Genomic DNA, 17,086 nt, shown 5'->3' with positions numbered 1-17,086 from the left:
TATCCGGAGCGGGTCACCGCCGCATCCGCGGGTCTTTCGACGGGTCCGGGTACATCGACGGGCAGCCGCGGCGGACCGCGTCCGGGCGGAGTTCGTAGTGCCAGGGCTCGTTGCGGTAGATCTGGCACAGCCCGTACGCGGCGCCGTGCACGGACAGCCACGCCGCGGCGCGGGCCGGGCCGATGTCGACGGCTTCGCCCGCCACGTGCGGTGACGTTTCAGGGGTCGCGACCCAGCGGGCGGCCTTCTCGAGCGAGCCGTGCCGGTCGACCGCGCGCCGTAGCAACTCCTCCTGGTACTCGGGCGAGCGCCAGCCGCTGTTGACGCGGAGCCGGACGCCGTCCGCTTCGGCGGCCTTCGCCGCGCGCCGCAGGGCGTCGAGGAGGTCCGCGTCGAGCTTGCACACCGCCGGGGTTTCGTCCCACACCGAGACCGGCGCGCCGTCCGGGACGACGCCGTCGGCCACCCCCAGCGCGGTGACCGGCGGCGCGGCGGCCACGAACAGCCGCCGCACCCCGGGCGCGGCGATCACCACCCCGGCGATCGCGAGGCCGACGAGCACGATCCGGCGGACGCGGCGGGCGGGCGCGGGCAGTAGCAGGGTGTGGTTCATACCTCCACTGAAGGCGGGAGGCTGTTGCCACGGCGTCTGCGCTTTCCGATACGCCCGCGATATGTCTTACGGGTAGTAGCGGGTCAGGGATTCCGCCACACAGGCCGGTTTCGCCGAGCCCTCGATCTCGAAGGTGAAGTTCCGCGTCACCTGCACCCCGCCGCGGCCGACCTCCTCGACCGCGGCGATCTCGGCGTGCAGCCGCACCCGGCTGCCGACCGGGACGGGCGCCGGGAAGCGGACCTTGTTGACCCCGTAGTTCAGGGCCATGCCGACGCCGGTGACCTGGAGCAGCTCGGCGACCATCGGGATGCCCCAGCTCAGGGTCATGTAGCCGTGGGCGATCGTGCGGCCGAACGGGCCCTCCGCCGCGCGGACGGGGTCGGTGTGGATCCACTGGTGGTCCCCGGACACCTCGGCGTAGGCGTCGATCAGCTCCTGCGTCACCTCCCGCCACGACGAGCGGCCCAGGTCGCGCCCCGCGAGCGCCAGGATCTCCGGAATCCCGTTCGCCACCACCGGCATCGAAGTCACTCCCTTCAGGCCGCGACGGTCTGCGCGCCGGATTCCTCGCCGGCGCGCTCGTCGTAGTTCGGCTTGCGCAGCAACGCGAGCATGCAGCCCAGCGTCAGCACCACCTGGAACACCGCGTACACGATCACCGCGACGATCGACCCGGTCTGGTTCAGCAGGAACTGGCCCACGATCGGCGTGGTGCCGCCGAGCAGGGTGCCGCACAGCTGGTAGCACAGGGAGATGCCGGTGTAGCGCACGTTCGCGGGGAAGCGGCTGGCGAGCATCCCGGCCAGCGCCGCGTAGTACAGGCAGTGCGGCACGGTGGCGACCGCGGTGCCGACCATCGCGAGCGCGTAGTTCTCGGTGCCGATGAACAGGAACATCAGCGGCATCAGCAGGATCTCCGGCACCAGCATCACGATCACCGCGCGGGACCAGCTGCGCATCTTGGTCGCGATCACCGCGCCCCACGGCTGCACCAGGATCTGCGTGATGTTGGCGACCAGGATGATCGTGAGGAACGAGCTCTTGTCGAAGCTGAGGTCCGAAGTCGCCCAGGACAAGGCGAACGTCGACTTGAAGTAGGTGGCCGACAGGCCGATGGTGCAGGCGCCGATGCCGAGGACGATCAGCAGCGGCTGCGTGCGGAGCACCTCGGTGAACGGCAGTTTGGCGACCGCCTTCTTCTCGATGAGGTTCGCCATGGCCGGCGATTCGGCGACCCGCAGCCGGATGAACAGGCCGACGATCACCAGCAGCGCGGAGAACAGGAACGGCAGGCGCCAGCCCCACGAGGTGAACGCGTCGTCGGGCAGCTGGCTGATCGCCAGGAAGCAGACGGTGCTCAGCGTGTTGCCGACGGGCGAGCCCTGCTGGGCGAACGCGCCGTAGAGGATCGACTTGCCCTTGGGCGCGTGCTCGGAGGCGATGAGGACGGAGCCGCCCCACTCCCCGCCGAGGCCGATGCCCTGCACCATGCGGATCGCGATGAGGAGCAACGGCGCGGCGACGCCGATCTGCGCATAAGAGGGCAGGACGCCGATCAGCGTGGTCGAGATGCCCATCATCAGCAGCGTGATGACGAGCGTCTTCTTGCGGCCGAGGCGGTCGCCGTAGTGGCCGAAGATGATCCCGCCCAGCGGGCGCGCGAGGAAGCCGACCCAGAACGTCGCGAAGGCCACCAGCGTGCCGAGCGCCCCGTCCAGCTCCGGGAAGAAGACCTCGTCGAAGACCAGCGCCGACGCGGTGCCGTAGATGTAGAAGTCGAACCATTCGATGGTCGAGCCGATGAACGACCCGATGCCCGCTCGTCTGGCCGCCGTGGCCGTGCTCATGGTGATTTTCTCTCCCTTGAGATCCCGTGTTGCTCGGACACCGTGCCAAACGGGACCTAGAAGAGTCCAATACCGAATCGCGGGGCCGGTAAGACGGCGGTCGTCTCAATCGCGCAGCAGGATGACGGTGCGCTCGCCGGGTGCGTCCTGGTGGGCCCAAGCCGCCGCGACCTGGTCGAGCGGGAACGGATGCGGGCGCACGGCCATGCCGCCTGCCGCGATCGCGGCCACGAGCTCGGTGAACTCCCGCTGCATGACCTGCATGTCCACGGCGCCGAAGCCGCTGCCCAGGATCCGGACCGCGTTGGAGCGCATGAGGTGCCCGGACAGGGTGATCGCGTCTCCGCCCATGCCGCCGATCTGCACCCAGTCGAGCAGGCGGGTGTGCTGGGTCCGCGCTCCGAGGACGGCACGCATGGCGAGTTCGGTGGGCTGCCCCCACACGTAGTCCAGGACCACGTCGACCTCGGCGGCCGCCTCGGCGAACGCGGCCGCGGTGGCGTCCTCGTCGGGGACGAGCTGGACAACGGCGTCCGCGCCCTGGTCCAGGAGTTCGTCGAGGCGGGCGCGGTTGCGTCCGGCGGCGATCACCCGCCCCGCGCCGAGGTGCTTGGCGACCTTGACGGCCATCGAGCCGGCGTTGCCGGTCGCGCCGTGCACCAGGACCGACTGCCCGGCCTGGAACGGCACGCGGGTGCGCAGCGCGGTCCATGAGGACAGCGCCGGGTTCATGGTGGCGGCCACGAGTGCGGGGTCGGCGCCGTCCGGGACCGGGATGACGGTGGCGGGATCGACGACGATGCGCTCGGCCAGGGTGCCGGCGCCCATGAGCATGACGTAGCCGAGGCTGCCGTCCGTCCTGCGGATGACGGCGTCGGCACCCGCCAGGGCGGGCAGCGCCTGGGGACTCGTGTAGTGCTTGCCGGCGGCGATGCCGCGGGTGGCGGGGTGCACGCCGACGGCGAGGACGTCCACCACCTCCTGCCCGGGGCCAGCCTCGGGGGCCGGGACGGAGCGGAAGTGCGGCGGCTCGGCGAAGGACTCCACCAGGGCGGCGTTGATCGTGGACATGCGGGTCTCCCCCCGTTTAGAAACGGCTTGGTATCTTATGGCTCCGAGGCTACGTCCGCGGGTTAAGATACGCAAGCGGATCTAACCGAATGGCTGAAGACATGGGGCAGTGATGGGTGAGCGGCAGCGCACGGACGGCATTTCCACGCGACGCAGGGGTGCCACCCTGGAGAACGCGATCACCGATGCCGCCTGGGAGGTCCTGGTCGAGCAGGGCTACCACGGCTTCACCTACGAGGTCGTCGCGACGCGCGCGGGCACCAGCAAGCCGGTGCTCTACCGCCGCTGGCCGCAGCGCGAGGACCTCCTCGTCGCCACACTCGCCCGGCACTGGCGCCCACTCGACATCCCTCCCGACACCGGCAGCCTGCGCCAGGACGCCCTCGCACTCCTGCGCACGATCAACGCCGAGCGGTCCCGCGCGGTGGTGCTCCTGCGCATCCAACTGGCGGACTACTTCCGCGAGACCGGAACAACGTTCGACGACCTGCGCGGCCGCCTCCGCCCCGCGGACCAGACGCCCCCCTTCGCGGCGCTCGTCGAGCGCGCCGTCGAACGCGGCGAGCTCGCGGACGAGCCGCGGTCCGCGCGCCTGGTGAACCTGCCCTTCGACCTGCTGCGCCACGACATGCTGATGCGCATGGGCGCGGTGCCGGACGAGGCGATCGTCGAGATCGTGGACACCGTATGGCTTCCCCTGCTCGGCGTGTCACCCCACGGCACGCAGGCAAAGCGCTGAGCCCCCGCACACGGGCGCTGCCGTGGGAGACCAGGCCGGGGAGCGGCGGCAGTCGCACGAGCTGCTGCCGGCCAAGCTGAACGCGGCAGGGCCGATCGACTGGCCCGGGCCGCGATCGATGGCTCGCCGCGCTTCGCCCGCCGCGGCACCGAGCACGGCTCCGGCCTGGCGTCCACCACGGGGTGGTCGAGCAAAACACCGCCCTGCCGCACAAGTTCTGACGCCCGCGGACCCGCTGGGAAATCCGCTGCCGGCGCCGATTCGAGGAACACCCGATCCGCCAGAACCGCTAAGCAGGCGTAGGCAACGCCTGCTCCGCGATCGCCAGCACCGTCCGCAACGCCGCCGACGGGTTGTCCGGCCGCCAGGCCAGCGCGGCCTGCAACCGCACCGGCTCCCCCGCCAGCGGCCGGTACGCCAGCCCCGTCTGCTGGATGTGCTGACACGACGACACCGTCAACGTCACCCCGACCCCGGCGGCCACCAGCGCGAGGATCGTGTACGAGTCCGGCGCCTCCTGCACCACGCGCGGGTTGAACCCGGCCGACACGCACACCCGCACCGTCGCGTCCCGCACGCTGGACCCCGCGTTGGCCGGGAAGCTGACGAACGCCTCCTCCGCCAGCGCCTCGACCGGCACCTTGTCCAGCCGCGCCAGGGGATGGTCCGACGGCAGCGCGCAGATCATCTCCTCCTCGTCGATCACCCGCGCCTCGACGCCGGGCTGGGTGATCGGCAGCCGCACGAACCCCAGGTCCAGCGAGCCGTCCGCGACGCGCGCCAGCGCCACGTTCGCGTACGTCTGGCCGCGCATCACCAGTTCCAGCCCCGGATGCGCGGCCCGTACGGCGCGGGTCAGCAGCGGCAGGCTCTCGTGGCTGGACGCGCCCGCGAACCCCACCGTCACGCGCCCGTACTCGCCCCGGCCCGCCGCTCGCGCCGCCTTCGTCGCGATGTCCAGGTCCTCCATCACCCGCCGGACCGGCCCGAGGAACGACTCCCCCGCGCTGGTCAGCCGCACCGAGCGGGTGTTGCGCTCGAACAGCTGGACCCCCAGCTCCTTCTCCAGCTGCCGGATCTGCTGCGACAGCGGCGGCTGCGCCATCTGCAGCCGCTTGGCGGCGCGCCCGAAGTGCAGCTCCTCAGCCACGGCCAGGAAGGACGTGAGGTAACGCAGCTCCATTATTACCAGCTCCGTCTTGATCTGACTCTGATTCGGTATTGGACACTAATCAATCTCGGTGGCACGGTGAAGACCGCCCCATCCACGAGCAGCACAGGAGCGCGACGATGCCCCGCCCGGGTCCGGACAAGACGATGAGCCTGCGCGACGCCGTCGCGGCTTACGTGCACGACGGGGACACCGTCGCGCTGGAGGGGTTCACGCACCTCATCCCCACCGCGGCCGGGCACGAGATCATCCGCCAGGGCCGCCGCGACCTCACCGTCGTCCGGATGACCGCGGACATCGTCGTCGACCAGATGCTCGCCGGCGGGTGCGTGCGCAAGCTGGTGTCGTCGTTCGTCGGCAACTCCTCCGCCGGGTCGCTGGGTGAGCTGCGGCGCCGGATCGAACACGCCGACCCCGAGCCGCTGGAGTTCGAGGAGTACAGCCACTACGGCCTGATCTGCCGCTACCTCGCCGGCGCGCAGCGCCTGCCGTTCTACCCGCTGCGCTCCTACGCGGGCTCCGACCTGCCAGGCGTCAACCCGGCCATCCGCAAGGTCGCCTCCCCCTACGGCGACGAGCAGATCTACGTCGTCCCGCCGGTCAACCCGGACGTCACGATCATCCACGCCCAGCGCGCCGACCGGGCGGGCAACACCCAGATCTGGGGCCTGACCGGCGTCCAGGCCGAGGCGGTGTTCGCCGCGGACAAGGCGATCGTCGTGGTAGAGGAGATCGTGGCCGACGAGGTGGTCCGCTCCGACCCGAACCGCACGGTCGTGCCCGCGCACGCCGTCGACGCGGTGGTCGAGGTCCCGCGCGGGGCGCACCCGTCGTTCGCGCAGGGCTACTACGACCGCGACAACGCCTTCTACCGCGCGTGGTCGGGCATCAGCAGGGACAAGGAGAAACTGGCCGCGTGGATGGCGGAGTGGGTGCACGGCACGGCCGACCACGGCGAGTACGTCGCCAAGCTGGGCGAGGAGTTCTGGGCCGGCCTCGCGGTCGGCGAGGCGATGAGCGAACCGGTGAACTACGGGCGGAGGCTCTGACATGACAACAGCAAGCGAAGTCCTGTCCGTGGTCGCTTCCCGCGAACTGGCCGGCAAGCGCACGGTGTTCGCCGGCATCGGCCTGCCCACGCTGGCCGCGTCGCTGGCCCACCTGACCGTCGCGCCGGACCTGGAGATCGTCTACGAGTCGGGCGTGTGCGGGGCGCACCCGTCGCACCTGCCGGAGACGATCGCCGACGCGGTGCTGATCACCGGCGCCGAGGCGGTGCTGTCGATGCCCGCGTTGTTCGGCTACGTGCTGCAGGGCGGGCACATCGACGTCGGGTTCCTCGGCGCCGCGCAGATCGACCGCTGGGGCAACCTGAACTCCTCGGTGATCGGCGACTGGCACTCCCCGAAGGTGCGGCTGCCCGGTTCCGGCGGCGCGATGGAGGTCATGGCGAACTCGCGCGAGGTGTTCGTGGTGATGCGCCGCCACGACCCCCGGTCCTTTGTGGACGAGCTGGACTTCTGCACCTCGCCCGGCCCCGACCGCGCCCTCGGCGACGGTGTGCGGCCGGCCGGGCTCGGCGTCACCAGGGTGATCACCGAACTCGGCATCCTCGCGCGCAGCGGCCCCGGCGAGGAGCTGAAGCTGGTCGCGCTGCACCCGGGCGTCACCGTGGACCAGGCGCGCGAGTGCACCGGCTGGCCGCTGGAGGTGGGCGGCGACCTGACGGTGATCGAACCGCCGAGCGAGGCCGAACTACGGTTGCTGCGCGAAGATGTCGACCCGGAGCGGGTGTATCTGCGATGAAGGAGAGGACCGTGCGCATCAGGATCGTCGGGACCGGGGTGATGGGCCGCGGGATCGCCCAGTGGGCCGCGACCGCCGGGCACACCGTGGAGCTGGCCGACGCCCGGCCGGAGTCGGTCGGCGACGCCGTGGAGTTCATCCGCGGCATGCTCGACCGGGCCGTGGCGAAGGGCCGCAGCACCGCCGAGGAGGCCGCCGCGATCGGCGCGCGCCTGGTGCCGCTGGACTCCCCCGCCCAGCCGGGCGAGGCGGACCTGGTGATCGAGGCGATCCGCGAGGACCTGGACACCAAGGCCGCGTTGTTCACCGAACTGGAGCAGGCGCTGCCGGCCACGACGGTGTTCGCGACGAACACCTCGTCGCTGCCGGTCACGCAGATCGCGGCGCGGCTGTCCGACCCGTCCCGCCTGGTCGGGCTGCACTTCTTCAACCCGGCGCCGCTGATGAAGATCGTCGAGGTGATCCCCGGCGCACGCACCAGGCCGGACGTCGTCGAGACGGTGTCCGCGCTGGTCCGGGAGACCGGCCACAGCGCGGTCGTCGTCTCCGACACGCCGGGCTTCCTGATCAACCACGCCGGCCGCGGGCTCGTCACCGAGGCGCTCGCACTCCTGGAGCGCCAGGCCGCCGAGCCTGCCGAGCTGGACCGGATCGCACGTGACGTGCTGGGCCTGAAGATGGGCCCGTTCGAGCTGATGGACCTCACCGGGCTGGACGTCACGGCGACCGTGATCGAGTCGATCTGGGCCGGGTTCCGCTACTCCGACCGCCTGCGGGCGTCCTTCCTGACCCCGAACCGGGTCGCCGCGGGCCTGCACGGCCGCAAGACCAAGCAGGGCTGGTTCGACTACACCGAGGGCGCGGAAAAGCCCGCCGAGAAGCCCGTCACCGGCGACGCGGATCGTCCGGTGTGGACGGACGACGACGAGCTGCGCGCCGCGCTGACCGAAGCCGGCGCGAAGGTCGCCGACACGCTCACCGGCGACGCGGTCGCGCTCGTCACCACGTGGGGCACCACGGTGGCGACCGCGATCGCCGCGCAGGGACTGCCGCCGGAGCGGACCTTCGGCGTCGACCCGCTGTCGATCCGGACCGCGCGCCGCGTCCTGGCGATCACCCCGGCCGCCGACCCGGCCGCGGCCCGCGACGCGCGCGCGGTGCTGGCCCGCGGCGACAAGGCGGTCTCGGTGGTGCGGGACGTCGAAGGCGGTGTGGCGCAGCGGCTGGTGTCGTCGATCGTCTCGGTCGCCGCCTCGATCGCCGAGCAGGGCATCGCCGCGCCCGCCGACATCGACCTGGGCGTGCGGCTCGGGCTCGGCTACCCGCGCGGCCCGCTGGTCTGGGGCGACGAGGTCGGCCCGGCCCGGCTGCTCACGCTGCAGCGCGCGCTGCACGAGGCCACCGGCGACCCGCGCTACCGCCCGACGCGGTGGCTGGCCGAACGCGCGCAGCTCGGCCTGCCGCTGACCGCCGCGGGCACCGCGCCCGAAGACGTCTGAGGAGGAGAAAGCCAATGCTGGCACGGGATTTCGGTCTCACCGAGACCCAGCGCGACTTCCGCCGGATGGCGGCGGAGTTCGTGGACGCCGAGATCGCGCCCAACGCCCGGGAGTGGGACCGCGCCGAGCACGTCGACCAGTCCGTGGTGCGGCGGCTCGGTGAGCTGGGGTTCCTCGGCCTGACGCTGGACGAGCGGTACGGCGGGGTGGACGCCGACATGCTGTCCTACGTCCTGGTCACCGAGGAGCTGGGCCGTGGCGACTCCGCGGTGCGCGGGATCGTGTCGGTGTCGCTCGGCCTGGTGTCGAAGACGATCGCCGCGCACGGCACCGACGAGCAGAAGCAGGAGTGGCTGCCGCGGCTGATCAGCGGTGAGGCGCTGGGCTGCTTCGGCCTCACCGAACCTGGCACCGGCTCCGACGCCGGGTCGCTGAGCACCCGCGCCAAGCGCGACGGCGGCGACTGGGTGATCAACGGCAGCAAGATGTTCATCACCAACGGCACGTGGGCGAAGGTCGCGCTGACCTTCGCGCGCACCAGCGACCGCGGCATCACCGCGTTCCTGGTGCCCACCGACTCCCCCGGCTTCACGGCGACGGAGATCAAGGGCAAGCTCGGCCTGCGCGGCCAGGCGACCGCCGAGCTGACCTTCGACAACGTGCGCGTGCCCGATTCGGCGCGGCTGGGCGAGGTCGACAAGGGCCTCGGCATCGCGCTCGGCACGCTGTCGCGCGGCCGGATCTCGGTGGCCGCGGGCGCGGTCGGCGTGGCGCAGGCCGCCCTGGACGCCGCCACCCGCTACGCCACCGAGCGGGAGCAGTTCGGCAAGCCGATCGCCTCGTTCCAGCTGGTCCAGGAGCTGCTCGCGGACGCCGCGGTGGACGTGCAGGCCTCGCGGCTGCTCACCCACCAGGTCGCCCGCATGGCCGACGCCGGGATGAAGCCGAAGGAGTACGCCACGGACGCCTCGGCCGCGAAGTACCACGCGAGCGAGACCGCGGTGCGCGTGACGAACAACTGCCTGCAGGTGTTCGGCGGGTACGGGTTCATCGACGAGTACCCGGTCGGCAAGTACGTCCGCGACGCCCGCGTGCTCACCCTCTACGAAGGCACCAGCCAGGTGCAGAAGCTGATCATCGGGCGGGACCTGACCGGCGTCAACGCGATGACGTGATGCCCAGGCGCGCCAGCTGCTGGTCGAAGGGGACGAACTCGTCCTCATCGGCCACGGCAGGCGCGGCGGGCCGCCCGCTCACCGCGGCGGCCAGCTCACCGGCGGCGCGCTCGATGCGCGCGGTCAGGTCGCCGTCCGGCCCGTCGGAGGCGCCCCAGTCCTCGGACGCGGCGAACACGGCGGTCGGCATGACGTCGGCGCGCAGGTAGGCGAACAGCGGCCGCAGCGCGAACTCCAGCGCGAGCGAGTGCCGTGCGGTGCCCGCGGTCGCGGCGATGAGGACCGGCTTGCCCTGCAGCGAGCCGGCCTCGATCACGTCGAAGAACGACTTGAACAGGCCGCTGTAGGAGGCGTTGAAGATCGGCGTCACCACGATCAGCCCGTCGGCGCGGGTCACGGTCTCGACGGCGTCCCCCAGCTTCGGGCTCGGGAAGCCGGTGACCAGGTTGTTCGCGATGTCGGTGGCGAGGTCGCGCAGCTCGACGACCTCGATCGCGGCGCCGGTCTCGCGTGCGGCGGCCTGCGCCAGGCGGTCACCCAGCAGCCGCGTCGAGGAAGGGCTGCTCAGGCCGGCCGAGACGACCACGAGTGTGCGGGACATGGACCTCACCCTGCTCAGGTAGTTGTGCGTTCAACTAGTCGGCACAACAGCCTGGGCAGGGCGGGTATTCCATCACTGGCGGTAGGACTCGACCTCGCTGACAGGGCGGGCCTGCGCCTGGTCCGGGTTCTCCCCGAACTCGCGCGCGGCCCGGCGCTGGCGGAGCAGGTCCCAGCACTGGTCCAGCTGCTCCTCGACCCGGCGCATGCGGGTGCGGTCGTCGTCGCTCAGGCCGTCGCCGACCGAACGCGACCGCAGCTCGTGCTCCTCCGCGATCAGCTTGTCGATGTTGGCGATGATGTCCTGGTCGGCCATGGTGTGTCTCCTCGTTCCGGTAACCGCTTCAGACCGTACCCGCGATCACCCGTAACTGCGGCCCTTCCAGGCCGCGCCGTGCCCGCGCCGGTGCCGCACGGCCGAGTCGACGGTCATCAGCAGGTACAGCGTTGCCGTGACGGGCAGCAGCAGCGCCGCGGGCCACGGCTGCCGGTAGTAGCGCAGCATCGGGACGTAGGTGAGGGTCATCAGCAGCCACGCGGCGAGGGCGGGGAGACGTGCGGGGCCGGCGCCGGCGAGGGTCAGGACCGGGGGCGCGAGGAACACCAGCGCGAGGCCGAGCACGGTGCCGGCGAGCAGCGCCGGGGAGTGCCGCAGCTGGGTGTAGGCGCTGCGCGCGACCATGTCCCACAGCGAGCGCAGGGACGGGTACGGCCGGACGCTGCGCACGTCGCCGGCCAGGCCGAGCCAGATCCGGCCCCCGGCGCGTTTGAGCAGCCTGCCGAGGGCGACGTCGTCGATCACCGCGTCCCGGATGGCGGCCACTCCCCCGGCCCGCTCCAGCGCGGCACGCCGGACGAGGCAGCACCCGCCGGCCGCCGCGGCCGTGCGGCCGGGACCGTTCACCCGGCGGAACGGGTAGAGCATCGCGAAGAAGTACACGAAAGCGGGAACGACCAGCCGCTCCCAGCCGGTGCGGGTGCGCAGGCGCGCCATCTGGGACACGAGATCGCGCTCCCCCGCGGCCTCGACCAGCGCGGTGACCGAGTCCGGGCCGTGCGCGATGTCGGCGTCGGTGAACAGCAGGAAGTCCGGCTCGCCCGCCTGCTCGACGCCGTGGGCGAGCGCCCACAGCTTGCCGGTCCAGCCGGGCGGCCGGTCACCCGGCGCGGTGACGGTGAGGCGGCAGCCGCCCAGGCCGCGTGCGACGTCGGCGGTGCCGTCGCCGCTGCCGTCGTCGACGAGGATCAGCCGCAGCGGCCCGGGGTAGCGCTGGGCGAGCAGCGCGGGCAGCGTTTCCGGCAGGATCCCGGCCTCGTCGCGGGCGGGCACGACGACCGCCACGGAGGGCCACGTGGCGGGCGTCCGCCGGGGCGGTAACCGCTGGTCAGTGCGCCAGAACCGGGTGGCGGCCAGCCACAGCCAGGCCACCAGCGCGACCACGCCGACGATGATCATGAAAAACAGCTTCCCACCCGGGAATCGTGACGTACCGGATCCGATGGGGTAAGGTCGTTCTCGTCGGGAGTTTTTCGCAGGCTGGCAACCGGGCCGGTTTCGTTCCCTTCGGTTGGCCCTTCGTGGTTGATCCTCCACGAGAGAAGTTTCCTTTTTGACCTCTCCCACTTCCGTCGTCCCGGACCGGAAGAGCCCAAAGCCCCTGCTGTCGGAACAAGCGTCGATGACCGAGATGGTGGTCATCCGGGCGTTCCTGATCATCCCGTTCGCCGCGCTGATCGCGGCCGTTCCCCTGCTCTGGGGCTGGGGACTGAGCTGGCTCGACCTCGCCGTCGCCGCCGCGTTCTACACGGTGTCCACTTTGGGCATCACGATCGGCTACCACCGGTACTTCACGCACGGCGCGTTCCGCGCGAACCGTCCACTCCGGATCGCACTGGCGATCGCGGGCAGCATGGCCGCGCAGGGACCGGTGATCGGCTGGGTCGCCGACCACCGCCGCCACCACGCGTTTTCCGACCGTGCGGGCGATCCGCACTCGCCGTGGCTGTTCGGCACCTCGCCTGCCGCGCTGGCCAAGGGTTTCTGGCACGCGCACATGGGCTGGCTGTTCGGCCGCGACCGGACCAATGTGGACCGGTTCGCGCCGGATCTGGCCGCGGACCCCGACATCCGTGCGGTGGACCGGCTTTTCCCGCTGTGGGTCTCGCTGTCGGTGCTGCTGCCTGCGTTGATCGGCGGGCTCGCCACGATGTCCTGGTGGGGCGCGCTCACCGGGTTCCTGTGGGCCGGGCTCGCGCGGGTGGCGTTCCAGCATCACGTCACGTGGTCGGTGAACTCGATCTGCCACATGATCGGCGACCGCCCGTTCGCCAGTCGCGACCGCTCGGCCAACTTCTGGCCGCTGGCGATCCTGTCGATGGGCGAGTCGTGGCACAACTCCCACCACGCCGACCCGACCTGCGCCCGCCACGGCGTGCGCCGCGGGCAGATCGACGTGTCCGCCCGGGTCATCTGGGCATTCGAACGTCTCGGCTGGGCCTGGCAGGTGCGCTGGCCCACCGAGCAACGGCTGGCCCGGCTGGCCGTGAAGTCGTCCGCACCGTCGAAGGGATCGTCATGACCTGGGCTCGCCACGCTTCCGAACAGCAACCCGAGACCGGCCCGATCGCCGAGGCACGGGCCCGGATGGCGCAGGACGAGGCGATCGCCAACCACCGCGCCGCGCGCACGGTCGCCGACCACGCGCTGGACGTCCACGACTGCCGCGAGCTGCTCGCCATGCTCGGGCTGACCACGAAGAGCGCGGCCTCCGCGCTCTGATTGTTAGAGAAAATATCAAGGAGAAACACATGGCACAGGGCACCGTCAAATGGTTCAACGCCGAAAAGGGCTTCGGCTTCATCGCGCAGGAGAGCGGACCGGACGTCTTCGTCCACTACTCGGAGATCGACGGCAACGGCTTCCGCAGCCTTGAAGAGAACCAGCAGGTGACCTTCGAGATCACGCAGGGCGCCAAGGGCCCGCAGGCGAGCCGCGTCAGCATCATCTGACCTTCGCGCGACTGTTCAACGGGCCGGTTCCCCACGGGGGACCGGCCCGTTGCCGTTGGCGGGGCGCTCGGTCCATTGCCGCTCGCGCAGAATGATCACCAGCGCCGCCTGGCAACCCCGCGCGCGGCCAGGCCGGCGCAGCCACCCGCGCGCCGCAGCCCACCCGCCCCAGCGGACCACCATCTGCCACACCCGCAACCCGCCCCGCGGTCCGGCAGGCGCACCAGCCTCCGGCACGCCACTCACGCAGCACCGCCCGCCACCAGACCCGCTCCGCCGGCCCGCCGCCGCCTCCGGCGGGCTCACGACCGCGACGGTCAGGCGGCCGTCAGGTCCGGCAGCCCCGCCGGCGTGCCCGCGTCGATCCACTTCGCCAAGCGGTCGCGGGTGAACAGCTCGTCCAGCACCATGAACGCGGCGCCCACCACCCCGGCCTGGTCGCCCAGCGACGAGCGCACGATCCGCAGGTCCCGCGTCGCCAGCGGCAGGGACCGCCCGTAGATCACCTCGCGGATCGTGGCCAGCAGGTGGTCGCCCGCGCCGGCCACACCACCGCCGATCAGCAGCAGCGAGGGGTTGAAGAAGCTCACCAGCATCGCCAGCTGGTCGCCGATCAGCCGTCCCGCGCGCTGGATCAGCTCCAGCGCCGCGCGGTCGCCGTTCTGCGCCGCCCACGCCACGTCCTCCGCGGTGACCACGCCGTTCTCCGCGAGGCGCTCGGCCAGGATGGGGCTGCCGCCGTCCTTCGCCGCGGCCTCGCCGTCCCTGGCCAGCGCGGCGCCACCGGCGAGCGCTTCCAGGCATCCGATGTTGCCGCACCGGCACACGACGGAGGTGTCGGCGCGCGCCGCCGTGTGCCCGATGTCGCCGGCGCATCCCTGGCTGCCGCGGTGCAGGTGGCCGCCGGAGATGAGCCCGGCGCCGATCCCGGTGCCGATCTTGACGTAGAGGTAGTCGCGCGCCCCGGCCGCCGCGCCCGCCCGGAACTCGCCGAGCGTCATCGCGTTCACCTCGTTGTCCACCCACACCGGCGCGTTGTGCCGCCGGGCGAAGTGGTCGCGCACCGGGTAGCCGTCCCAGCCCGGCATGATCGGCGGGGCGCTGGGTCGCCCGGTGGCGAACTCGACCGGCCCCGGCAGCCCGATGCCCACCCCCCACACCTGGGCGTCCGGCCGGGTGGCCAGCAGGTCGTCGAAGAGGGCGCCGACCTGGGCGAGCACGGGTTCCGGACCGCGGGCGACGTCGGAGGCCTCGGTGCGTTGCGCGAGCAGGTTCCCGGCGAGGTCGGTGAGGCCGGCGCTGATGCTGGTCGCGCCCAGCTCGGCGGTGAGGATCACCCCGGCGCCGGAGCAGAACCGCAGCTCCCGCGGCGCGCGCCCGCCGCTGGAGGGCCCCAGCTCGCCGTCCTCCAGCAGCCCGGCGCGCATCAGGTGACCGACGCGCTGGCTGATGACGGTCCGCCCGAGGCCCGACCGCCTGCCCAGCTCCGGCCGGGTCCGCGCGGCGCCGGAGCGCACCAGGTCGAGCACCAGGACCAGATCGTCGAGCTGGTCGGACGGGATGGTTGCGGTCACGGGGGTCCCTTCGCTCGCACTACCCGGAAATTCGTACCAGGCCCGGCGCTCAGCCGGGCGTGACCTCCACCCAGTCGCGGCGGGCGGCGGAGTCCAGGACCGCCTCGGTGATCGCCGTCGCGCGGGCGCCGTCGGCCAGTGTCGGGAGGCCGTCGGGCTTTTCGCCGCGCATCGCGGCGTAGGCGTCGGCGATGAAGCCGGTGAAGGAGTCCAGGTAGCCCTGCGGGTGGCCGGCCGGGACGAGGTTGCGGGAGGTCGCGTCCGGGCCGAGTGCGGGGTCGCCGCGGTGCAGGACCCGCGTCTCCTCGCGCCCGCCCATCCACAGAACCTCCGGCTCCTGCTGGTCGAACGCGTACTCGGTGTCCGGCGTGTCGATCCGCAACTGCAGCTGGTTGCGCCGCCCCGGCGAGATCTGGCTGATCACCGCCGACCCGAACACGCCCTGCTCGGTCTCGAACTGCAGCAGCGCCGCGTCCTCGGTGTCGACCTCGACGCCCGCCCGCACCGGCACGACCCGGGGCAGCACCGCGTGCACCCGCGCGATCCGCTGCCCGGTGACGAACTCCGCCAGGTCGCACCAGTGCACCCCGATGTCGCCGAACGCGCGCGACGGCCCACCGAGCCCGGACCGCACGCGCCAGTTCGTGTCGCTGTCCCGGGAAAGCCAGTCCTGCAGGTAGACGCCGTGGATCAGCCGGACCGGCCCGCCGCGCACGCGGTCCCGCACCTCGCGCACCACCGGGTAGAAGCGGTAGGCGAACGGGACGGCGACCACCCGGTCGGTGTCCCGCCACCGCCGGACGAGGTCGGCGACCTCGGCGCTGCTGGTGCCGACCGGCTTCTCCAGCACGACGTGCTTGCCCGCGTCGAGCGCGATGCGGGTCAGCGGCGCGTGCAGCGCGTTCGGGGTGCAGATGTGGACGACGTCGATGTCCGGGGCGGCTGCCAGTTCCTCGGCGCTGTCGACGGCGGCTCGCCCGCCCAGCTCTGCCGCTGCTTCCCGGGAGCGGGCGGGCGTGGACGCCGCCACGGCGGCCAGGTCCTGCCCCAGCGTGTGCACCGCACGGGCGTGCACGGCTCCGATGAACCCGGCACCGATGATCCCGGCCCGCAGCGGCATGCTCACTTCTCCCCCTGTCGACAGGTCTTCTGCACTACTGAAATCATCTAATGCATACCGTGAACAAAAGTCAAGCCGCAAAAAGGGGCGTCGTCCTCGACCAGCCTGGGGGTCACTGGGAGAACGACGCCTCCACCATCATAACCGCTTCCGGGCGGGGCGTGCAGGGTGAACGGATCCGGACACGAAAAAGGCCGGCGAGCCCCCAGGCCCCGCCGGCCGCACATCCGCTTCAGCGGATGACGTGGGCCAGAATAGGGGCTGGACACCTCGGTTTGTCAACGGCTCACAGCTGACTCAGAATGGCTGCCGACCACCGGCCGTCCGCCTCAGCGGACGCTCCCTTCGAGCACGAGGAACCCCATGGACCAGGGCGGGCAGGAGGGTGGCTCACTCGCCGCCAAGATCACGCACCTGATCACCACCCTCTACCCCGAGGGCAGGCCCGGGTACGCGAAGCTCGCGGCGCAGATCCGCGAGCGCACGGGGGCGACGCTGTCGAGCACGTACCTGTGGGAACTGGCCAGCGGCCGCAAGCGCAACCTGACGCAGGAAACGCTGGGCACGCTCGCCGCGTTCTTCGGCGTGCCCGCGGAGTACTTCCTGGACGACGCGGTGACCTCCCGCGTCGACGCCCAGCTCGAGCTGGCTCAGGCGCTGCGCAACCAGAAGGTCCGGTCCATCGCCTTGCGCGCGGACGGGCTGTCCGACGATACCCTGGACGCGCTGCTGGCCATGGTCACCGAGGCCCGCAAGATCGAGCGGCTCGGGCCGCCTGCCGAGCAGCCGGAGGACGAGCCGGGCGCGTAGACCAGGCAGGCGCCGCGCCGGCTCGCGGACGACGCGCGAGCGGAGGTGA

19 protein-coding genes are annotated in these 17,086 nt (G+C 71.8%); 9 read left to right on the top strand and 10 right to left on the bottom strand.

Annotated elements, in window-relative coordinates:
* Positions 1-13: 13 nt before the first annotated feature.
* The 4 genes from AMYTH_RS0100215 to AMYTH_RS0100200 form a co-directional block, all read right to left on the bottom strand.
* Positions 14-613, bottom strand: coding sequence for a M15 family metallopeptidase (locus AMYTH_RS0100215; protein ID WP_027928596.1), 600 nt, complete (start codon positions 611-613; stop codon positions 14-16).
* A gap of 66 nt (positions 614-679) precedes the next feature.
* Positions 680-1,138, bottom strand: coding sequence for a MaoC family dehydratase (locus AMYTH_RS0100210; RefSeq protein ID WP_027928595.1), 459 nt, complete (start codon positions 1,136-1,138; stop codon positions 680-682).
* 14 nt (positions 1,139-1,152) lie between these two features.
* Entirely contained in the window at positions 1,153-2,463 is a 1,311-nt protein-coding gene (locus AMYTH_RS0100205; RefSeq protein ID WP_027928594.1) for an MFS transporter, read from the bottom strand.
* 105 nt (positions 2,464-2,568) lie between these two features.
* Positions 2,569-3,534 (bottom strand): quinone oxidoreductase family protein, encoded by a 966-nt coding sequence (locus tag AMYTH_RS0100200; RefSeq protein ID WP_027928593.1) that lies wholly within the window; start codon positions 3,532-3,534, stop codon positions 2,569-2,571.
* A 112-nt stretch (positions 3,535-3,646) separates the two neighbouring features.
* Here AMYTH_RS0100200 and AMYTH_RS0100195 point away from each other — a divergent pair, with 112 nt between their 5' ends.
* Complete coding sequence (locus AMYTH_RS0100195; protein WP_027928592.1) at positions 3,647-4,273, top strand: TetR/AcrR family transcriptional regulator; 627 nt, start codon at positions 3,647-3,649, stop codon at positions 4,271-4,273.
* A gap of 289 nt (positions 4,274-4,562) precedes the next feature.
* Here AMYTH_RS0100195 and AMYTH_RS0100190 read toward each other — a convergent pair whose 3' ends face one another.
* Entirely contained in the window at positions 4,563-5,456 is an 894-nt protein-coding gene (locus AMYTH_RS0100190; RefSeq protein WP_027928591.1) for a LysR family transcriptional regulator, read from the bottom strand.
* A 107-nt stretch (positions 5,457-5,563) separates the two neighbouring features.
* On the opposite strand from AMYTH_RS0100190, the gene AMYTH_RS0100185 reads away from it, so the two are divergent.
* Genes AMYTH_RS0100185 through AMYTH_RS0100170 form a run of 4 tightly spaced genes read left to right on the top strand, consistent with a single transcriptional unit; the run spans position 5,564 to position 9,924 of the window.
* Positions 5,564-6,493, top strand: coding sequence for a CoA transferase subunit A (locus tag AMYTH_RS0100185; RefSeq protein WP_027928590.1), 930 nt, complete (start codon positions 5,564-5,566; stop codon positions 6,491-6,493).
* Position 6,494: 1 nt separating this feature from the next.
* A complete protein-coding gene (locus AMYTH_RS0100180) occupies positions 6,495-7,250 on the top strand; it encodes a 3-oxoadipate--succinyl-CoA transferase (protein ID WP_027928589.1) in 756 nt (251 codons plus the stop codon).
* Positions 7,247-8,749 carry a 3-hydroxyacyl-CoA dehydrogenase gene (locus tag AMYTH_RS0100175; RefSeq protein WP_037322068.1) on the top strand — a complete coding sequence of 501 codons (1,503 nt, stop codon included), beginning with the start codon at positions 7,247-7,249 and terminating at the stop codon, positions 8,747-8,749. The genes AMYTH_RS0100180 and AMYTH_RS0100175 overlap by 4 nt, the downstream gene beginning before the upstream one ends.
* A 14-nt stretch (positions 8,750-8,763) precedes the next feature.
* Positions 8,764-9,924, top strand: coding sequence for an acyl-CoA dehydrogenase family protein (locus AMYTH_RS0100170; RefSeq protein WP_027928587.1), 1,161 nt, complete (start codon positions 8,764-8,766; stop codon positions 9,922-9,924).
* Here the strand turns inward: AMYTH_RS0100170 and AMYTH_RS0100165 are convergent.
* From AMYTH_RS0100165 to AMYTH_RS0100155, 3 genes are all read right to left on the bottom strand, one after another.
* Entirely contained in the window at positions 9,908-10,525 is a 618-nt protein-coding gene (locus tag AMYTH_RS0100165; RefSeq protein WP_027928586.1) for an FMN reductase, read from the bottom strand. The two genes, AMYTH_RS0100170 and AMYTH_RS0100165, sit on opposite strands and share 17 nt — an antisense overlap.
* A 72-nt stretch (positions 10,526-10,597) precedes the next feature.
* Positions 10,598-10,840 carry a DUF2630 family protein gene (locus AMYTH_RS0100160; RefSeq protein ID WP_027928585.1) on the bottom strand — a complete coding sequence of 81 codons (243 nt, stop codon included), beginning with the start codon at positions 10,838-10,840 and terminating at the stop codon, positions 10,598-10,600.
* 45 nt (positions 10,841-10,885) lie between these two features.
* Complete coding sequence (locus AMYTH_RS0100155) at positions 10,886-11,980, bottom strand: glycosyltransferase (protein ID WP_027928584.1); 1,095 nt, start codon at positions 11,978-11,980, stop codon at positions 10,886-10,888.
* A gap of 223 nt (positions 11,981-12,203) precedes the next feature.
* On the opposite strand from AMYTH_RS0100155, the gene AMYTH_RS0100150 reads away from it, so the two are divergent.
* From AMYTH_RS0100150 to AMYTH_RS0100140, 3 genes are read left to right on the top strand one after another with little or no spacing between them, the layout of a single operon-like run.
* Positions 12,204-13,103, top strand: coding sequence for an acyl-CoA desaturase (locus AMYTH_RS0100150; protein ID WP_037322066.1), 900 nt, complete (start codon positions 12,204-12,206; stop codon positions 13,101-13,103).
* On the top strand, positions 13,100-13,303 hold the full coding sequence (locus AMYTH_RS0100145; protein WP_017983195.1) for a hypothetical protein: 204 nt from the start codon (positions 13,100-13,102) through the stop codon (positions 13,301-13,303). Before AMYTH_RS0100150 ends, AMYTH_RS0100145 begins: the two co-directional genes overlap by 4 nt.
* 29 nt (positions 13,304-13,332) lie before the next feature.
* Positions 13,333-13,533, top strand: a complete 201-nt coding sequence (locus AMYTH_RS0100140) for a cold-shock protein (RefSeq protein WP_017983196.1) — start codon at positions 13,333-13,335, stop codon at positions 13,531-13,533.
* Positions 13,534-13,850: 317 nt separating this feature from the next.
* Here AMYTH_RS0100140 and AMYTH_RS0100135 read toward each other — a convergent pair whose 3' ends face one another.
* Together AMYTH_RS0100135 and AMYTH_RS0100130 are read right to left on the bottom strand one after the other, a co-directional pair.
* Positions 13,851-15,107 (bottom strand): ROK family protein, encoded by a 1,257-nt coding sequence (locus AMYTH_RS0100135; protein WP_027928582.1) that lies wholly within the window; start codon positions 15,105-15,107, stop codon positions 13,851-13,853.
* Positions 15,108-15,156: 49 nt separating this feature from the next.
* On the bottom strand, positions 15,157-16,227 hold the full coding sequence (locus tag AMYTH_RS0100130) for a Gfo/Idh/MocA family protein (RefSeq protein WP_051362439.1): 1,071 nt from the start codon (positions 16,225-16,227) through the stop codon (positions 15,157-15,159).
* A gap of 363 nt (positions 16,228-16,590) precedes the next feature.
* Here AMYTH_RS0100130 and AMYTH_RS0100125 point away from each other — a divergent pair, with 363 nt between their 5' ends.
* Entirely contained in the window at positions 16,591-17,037 is a 447-nt protein-coding gene (locus AMYTH_RS0100125; protein ID WP_027928580.1) for a hypothetical protein, read from the top strand.
* The last annotated feature ends 49 nt before the right edge of the window (positions 17,038-17,086 follow it).

The organism is Amycolatopsis thermoflava N1165 (assembly GCF_000473265.1).
Taxonomy (GTDB): domain Bacteria; phylum Actinomycetota; class Actinomycetes; order Mycobacteriales; family Pseudonocardiaceae; genus Amycolatopsis_E; species Amycolatopsis_E thermoflava.
The sequence above is the reverse complement of the archived record's forward strand: the minus strand, read 5'-3'. Positions and strand labels throughout refer to the sequence as shown.